The following is a 4,428-nucleotide window of genomic DNA, read 5'->3' on the forward strand; positions in this document are numbered from 1 at the left end:
CAAGGGCGAGGCGGACAAGATCGCCCGTCAGATGGCCAATACCGCCGGCGCGGCGGTGTTCACCGGGCCCTCCGACGATCCGGCCGGCTGGGTCGCGGTCGGTCGCGCCTTCACCCGTTTCGCCCTGACCGCCACGGCGCGGGGCTTGAAACTGGCCTTTCTCAACCAGCCCGTCGAGGACAAGCCCACCCGCGCGCGTCTGGCCGCCTGGCTGGGCGCGCCCGACCGTCGGCCCGATCTGATCGTCCGCTTTGGCGAAGGCCCCGCCATGCCCCGCTCCCTGCGCCGGCCGGTCGCCGCCGTGCTCTTGACCTGAGCCTCGAGTCGATTTTTCGCCGGCGCCTGTCGGAACGGTTCGCGTGCTAGCGTTCTTGTATCGTCAACACCGATTGGGAGGACTCCCCATGGCCTATGTCGATGGTTTCGTACTCGCGGTCCCGAAGGAAAAGCTCGACGCCTACAAGGATATGGCGCGCCTGGGGGCAAGGTCTGGATGGAGCATGGCGCGCTGTCCTATGTCGAAACGATCGGCGACGACGTGCCCTATGGCGAGCTCACCTCGTTCCCGCGCGCGGTGATGGCGACCGAGGACGAGGTCGTGGTCTTTTCCTGGATCACCTATGCCGACCGAGCCGCCCGCGACGATATCATGGCCAAGGTCATGGCCGATGAGCGCCTGAAGGCCTTCATGACCGACACCCCCTTCGACGGCAAGCGGATGATCTTCGGCGGCTTTGAGGCCTTTCTGGAGCTGTAGGGTTTCAGGCGCTTCACAGGTAACTGTCGTCATACGATAGTGAGCGTGACCCGATCCCGGAGCGCGCTTTGCCGACAATCCTTCTGGTCGCCGGTCCGAACGGCGCGGGAAAGACGACTTTCGCGACGCGCTGGATCAATGACAGCGCGCCCAACTATGTCTTCGCCAACGCCGATGAGATCGCGCGTCGTTTAACGGAACCGACGCTCTCCTCGACCGAGCGGGACATGCGGGCCGGGCGGCTGATGCTGGCTCAGCTTGATGCGCACGTCGCGCGGGGCGCGGACATTGTGTTGGAAACGACCTTGTCCAGCCGCCTCTATGCCCGGCGGATCATGCAATGGCGAGCGTCCGGATACAGCGTCGTACTGGTCTATGTCGGCCTGCCGAATGTCGAGGCGTCTATTTCGCGCGTCGCCCATCGCGTTCGGATGGGCGGCCACGACGTCGCTGAGGGCGACCTTCGTCGTCGCTTCGAGCGCAGTCGCGCGAACCTCGAGATCTACAAGGCCCTGGTCGATCGTTGGGAGGTCTGGGAAAGTCGCGAGGGAACGACTAGTTTCGTCGCCAGGAGTTCGTCATGACCAAGACGCCAGACCCTGAAAGCATCGCCAAGGCCATGAGCGACGCCGCGTGGGTCGCGACCCATGGCACGCGCGAGGAGCGTTCTGGAAGGTTCATAGCCTCCGGGCCTGGGCCAGTGGACCGCGAGGCGGCAGGCAAGAGCGCGGCCGCGCGACGTCAGGCGTCGGCCAGCCGCGCCTGACCCGGCCTAGTAGAAGAACCGCTCCTCGACGATCTTGCCGTCCTTGACGGTATAGAGGCCGACCTCGTCCATGGTGATCCGTTCACCGGTCGACTTGGGGGTGATTTCCATCTTGAAGCCGACGACGAACTGGTCGCCGTTGAAATAGGGGCCGGTGATCTCGGCGCCGTGCACCTCGTGGTTGGCGGCCCACCACTCGCTCTTGCCGCGAACCGCGGCCTTACCCTCGATGCGGGCCATGTCGCCTGGCGCGGCCTCAAGGCTGACGACGTCGTCGGACCAGTATTTCTCGCCCGGGGTGTCGAAGTCCCCCGCCTTGCACAGGGCGACGAGGTCGGCGGCGATGTCCTGGATGGTCATGATAGGGCTCCTTCGGAGGCTTGCGAGACCGCCAGCATCGACCCGGTTCCGAAGGCTGGCAAGGCCTGGCGTTCACTTTTTGTTTCGATTCGGCGCTGTTGCTGACAGTCCTTGGCGGCAGGGGCGCATCATCCGGATCCAGGCTAGGATCGGGGTCATGACAGAGACTTCGTTCCCCGGATTCGCCGCCGCCGATCTCGCCTTCCTGACCGGCCTGGCCGCCCACAATGACCGCGACTGGTTCATCGCCAACCGCGCGCCCTATGACGAGGGTCTCAAGCCCACCCTGGCGGCGCTGATCGTGGCCCTCAACGCGGCGTTCGAGGGTCTGGACCTGCCCCTGGCCGGCGATCCCAAGAAGAGCGTGTTTCGCCTCCACCGCGACGTGCGGTTCTCCAAGGACAAGCGACCCTACAAGACCCATGTCTCGGCCACCCTGACCCGCGACGGCCAGAAGATGTCGCCGGGCATGCTCTATGTGCATATCGAGCCTGAGGCCGGGGATCGGCCGGTCTTTGACCCCCAGACCATCGACCCGCTGGATCCCTCGACCCTGCCGTCCGCCCAGGCCGGCGGCGACGGCTATGCCGGACGCGGCGCCTTCGCGGCGGCGGGTTCTATCTGTCGGAGCGGCCGCAGATCGACGCCTTCCGCCGCGCCATCGCCGCCGATCCCAAGGGCTGGACGGCGGTCGAGGCGGCCCTGGCGGCCAAGGGCCTGCCGCTTGAGCCGGGCGAGCCGACCAAGCGCATGCCCAAGGGCTTCGAAGGGGAGGCGGGCGGCCCGCTGGAGGCGGCGATCAAGCGCACCCGCTGGCTGGTGCGCCGCGACCTGAGCGGCGCCGAGATCGGCGGGCCGGACCTGCCCGGGATCATCGCCGGCTTCGTGGCCGACGCCTGGCCGCTGATGCTGTTCGGCTGGAAAGCCCTGCGGGAGTCGCCGTCAGGCTCGCCTCAATAGGCGACCTTCAGCCTCAGGGTGGCGACCAGGGCGTTGTCGATCTCTCGGTCTCCGGCGGGTCCCGTCATTGGGCGGACCGCCAGAATTGTTCAGCAGGGTGACATGCGCCGCGGCGCCCTCTCAGCCCAGCCTCGTCTCAAAGTCCAGGTCCAGGCGATCGGCAGATCGTCCAGCAGCCGTCCGCGTTGGGCGACGCCGCCAGCGACGACGCCGCTGACGTCGGCCGAGTCGTCCAGGCTCACGGTCAGCGCCCGAAATGTGCGGCCTCTGACCAGGGTGACCGCTAGGGAACCGGGCCGCCGTTCCCGGGCGGGGATTTTGTCTGGAAACAAGCTCTTAAGCAGTAGGGCGCAGTCTGACGGAAGTTCCGGCCGTCACGAAGAGGGCTGCCGGGTGGGAGGACGCCATGTCGTCGACCGTAACATCCAGCTTTCGCCGCCGCGGTCTTGATCATTTCGAGCCGGTTGACGACGATCCGCAAATCCAGCGCCGGTTGCGCGGCGTGCTCGAGCAGATCGACTATACGGCATTTGCTTCGAACAAGGCCCTGATCGGCCAGGCCCTGGGCCACGTCGACGCAACGCACTTCCAACGCATGGCGGTCGCCGCCGCCCAGGCGCGCGCCCAGTGGGTGGCCGCGGCCGTGACCATCACCGAAACCTCGCACTCGTTATCGCCCGAGCAGGTCGCCAAGCTGGCCCACATGCGCGCGGCCTATGAGGAATTGGCGGAGGCCTACGAGGCCATGCGGCGCATGGTCGAGCGGGGCTATGTGATGTTCCGCGCCGCCCCCGGTCCGACCTGACCGCGCCGAGTTATTTATCCGGGTAATATTGACGTTTTAATTTATCCGGGTAGAAAGCGCGGCACAGGAGGCCGCTATGACCGGACGAAAGGCGCTGATGCGCGACTACCGTGACCGTGTGGTCGCGCCGGGGATCTATGCCGTGCGCTGCGCGACGAGCGCGGAGGTCTGGGTGGGGGCGACTCCCGATCTGGCCACGCGCCGCAACGGCATGTGGTTCGCCCTGAAGCACGGCTCCCACCCCGAGCCGACCCTGCAGGCGGCCTGGAACGCCCATGGCGAGGCCGCCTTCAGCTTCGAGCCGCTTGAGACCATCGACGACCGGGAGCTGGAAGCCCTGGGTCGAGCGTCGCTGCTCAAGGCGCGTCGGCAGCACTGGCTGGAAACCCTGGGCGCGCGGGGGCTGAACCGATGAGCGGACATCACGCCGTCTTCCTCGGGGCCGAACGGGTCTTTGTCGGCTCGCAACTGGAAGCCGCGCTGCACGCCCAACGCCTGGCCGGGACCGCGCCCGACGCCGCGCTGCTGATCTTTGATCCCGAGGGGCGGCAGGTGGACTTCGACCTGCGTGGCGGACCCGTGGACCTGGTCAATCGCCTGTCGACCCCCGCCGACGCCGGCCTCGCGCCGCGCGGTCGCGGCCGTCCCAAGCTGGGCGTCACCGCCCGCGAGGTGACCCTCTTGCCGCGCCATTGGGAGTGGCTGGCGGCCCAGCCCGGCGGCGCCTCGGTGGCGCTTCGCAAGCTGGTCGAGGCGGCCAAGCGCGAGGGAGAGGGGCCG

At 67.4% G+C, this 4,428-nt stretch carries 8 protein-coding genes and 2 pseudogenes; 8 read left to right on the forward strand and 2 right to left on the reverse strand.

Features of this window, described 5'->3' with window-relative positions:
• The 3 genes and pseudogenes from CSW58_RS11375 to CSW58_RS11385 all read left to right on the forward strand — a co-directional run.
• Window positions 1-316 (forward strand): annotated as a pseudogene (locus CSW58_RS11375) (hypothetical protein); the annotation flags it as partial.
• 177 nt (window positions 317-493) lie between these two features.
• Window positions 494-757, forward strand: a complete 264-nt coding sequence (locus CSW58_RS11380; RefSeq protein ID WP_369825168.1) for a DUF1428 domain-containing protein — start codon at window positions 494-496, stop codon at window positions 755-757.
• A gap of 53 nt (window positions 758-810) precedes the next feature.
• Window positions 811-1,341 (forward strand): AAA family ATPase, encoded by a 531-nt coding sequence (locus tag CSW58_RS11385; protein WP_255406578.1) that lies wholly within the window; start codon window positions 811-813, stop codon window positions 1,339-1,341.
• A 188-nt stretch (window positions 1,342-1,529) separates the two neighbouring features.
• Here CSW58_RS11385 and CSW58_RS11390 read toward each other — a convergent pair whose 3' ends face one another.
• Window positions 1,530-1,883 (reverse strand): nuclear transport factor 2 family protein, encoded by a 354-nt coding sequence (locus CSW58_RS11390; RefSeq protein ID WP_099447364.1) that lies wholly within the window; start codon window positions 1,881-1,883, stop codon window positions 1,530-1,532.
• Window positions 1,884-2,040: 157 nt separating this feature from the next.
• Between CSW58_RS11390 and CSW58_RS15820 the strand changes: the two are divergent.
• Both CSW58_RS15820 and CSW58_RS15825 read left to right on the forward strand, forming a co-directional pair.
• Window positions 2,041-2,319, forward strand: a pseudogene (locus CSW58_RS15820) (DUF2461 family protein); the annotation flags it as partial.
• A gap of 224 nt (window positions 2,320-2,543) precedes the next feature.
• Complete coding sequence (locus CSW58_RS15825; RefSeq protein ID WP_255406579.1) at window positions 2,544-2,843, forward strand: hypothetical protein; 300 nt, start codon at window positions 2,544-2,546, stop codon at window positions 2,841-2,843.
• Window positions 2,844-2,932: 89 nt separating this feature from the next.
• Here the strand turns inward: CSW58_RS15825 and CSW58_RS14125 are convergent, their stop codons facing one another.
• Complete coding sequence (locus CSW58_RS14125) at window positions 2,933-3,085, reverse strand: hypothetical protein (protein WP_161494607.1); 153 nt, start codon at window positions 3,083-3,085, stop codon at window positions 2,933-2,935.
• Window positions 3,086-3,249: 164 nt separating this feature from the next.
• On the opposite strand from CSW58_RS14125, the gene CSW58_RS11400 reads away from it, so the two are divergent.
• The 3 genes from CSW58_RS11400 to CSW58_RS11410 form a co-directional block, all read left to right on the forward strand.
• On the forward strand, window positions 3,250-3,648 hold the full coding sequence (locus CSW58_RS11400; protein ID WP_099447365.1) for a hypothetical protein: 399 nt from the start codon (window positions 3,250-3,252) through the stop codon (window positions 3,646-3,648).
• Window positions 3,649-3,724: 76 nt separating this feature from the next.
• Window positions 3,725-4,063, forward strand: coding sequence for a GIY-YIG nuclease family protein (locus CSW58_RS11405; protein ID WP_099447366.1), 339 nt, complete (start codon window positions 3,725-3,727; stop codon window positions 4,061-4,063).
• Window positions 4,060-4,428: DUF2239 family protein (locus CSW58_RS11410; protein ID WP_143755182.1), on the forward strand; the 369-nt coding region annotated here is incomplete at its 3' end. The genes CSW58_RS11405 and CSW58_RS11410, both read left to right, overlap by 4 nt.

Origin of the sequence: Caulobacter sp. B11 (genome assembly GCF_002737765.1) — a bacterium.
In the GTDB taxonomy this organism is placed as follows: Bacteria; Pseudomonadota; Alphaproteobacteria; order Caulobacterales; family Caulobacteraceae; genus Caulobacter.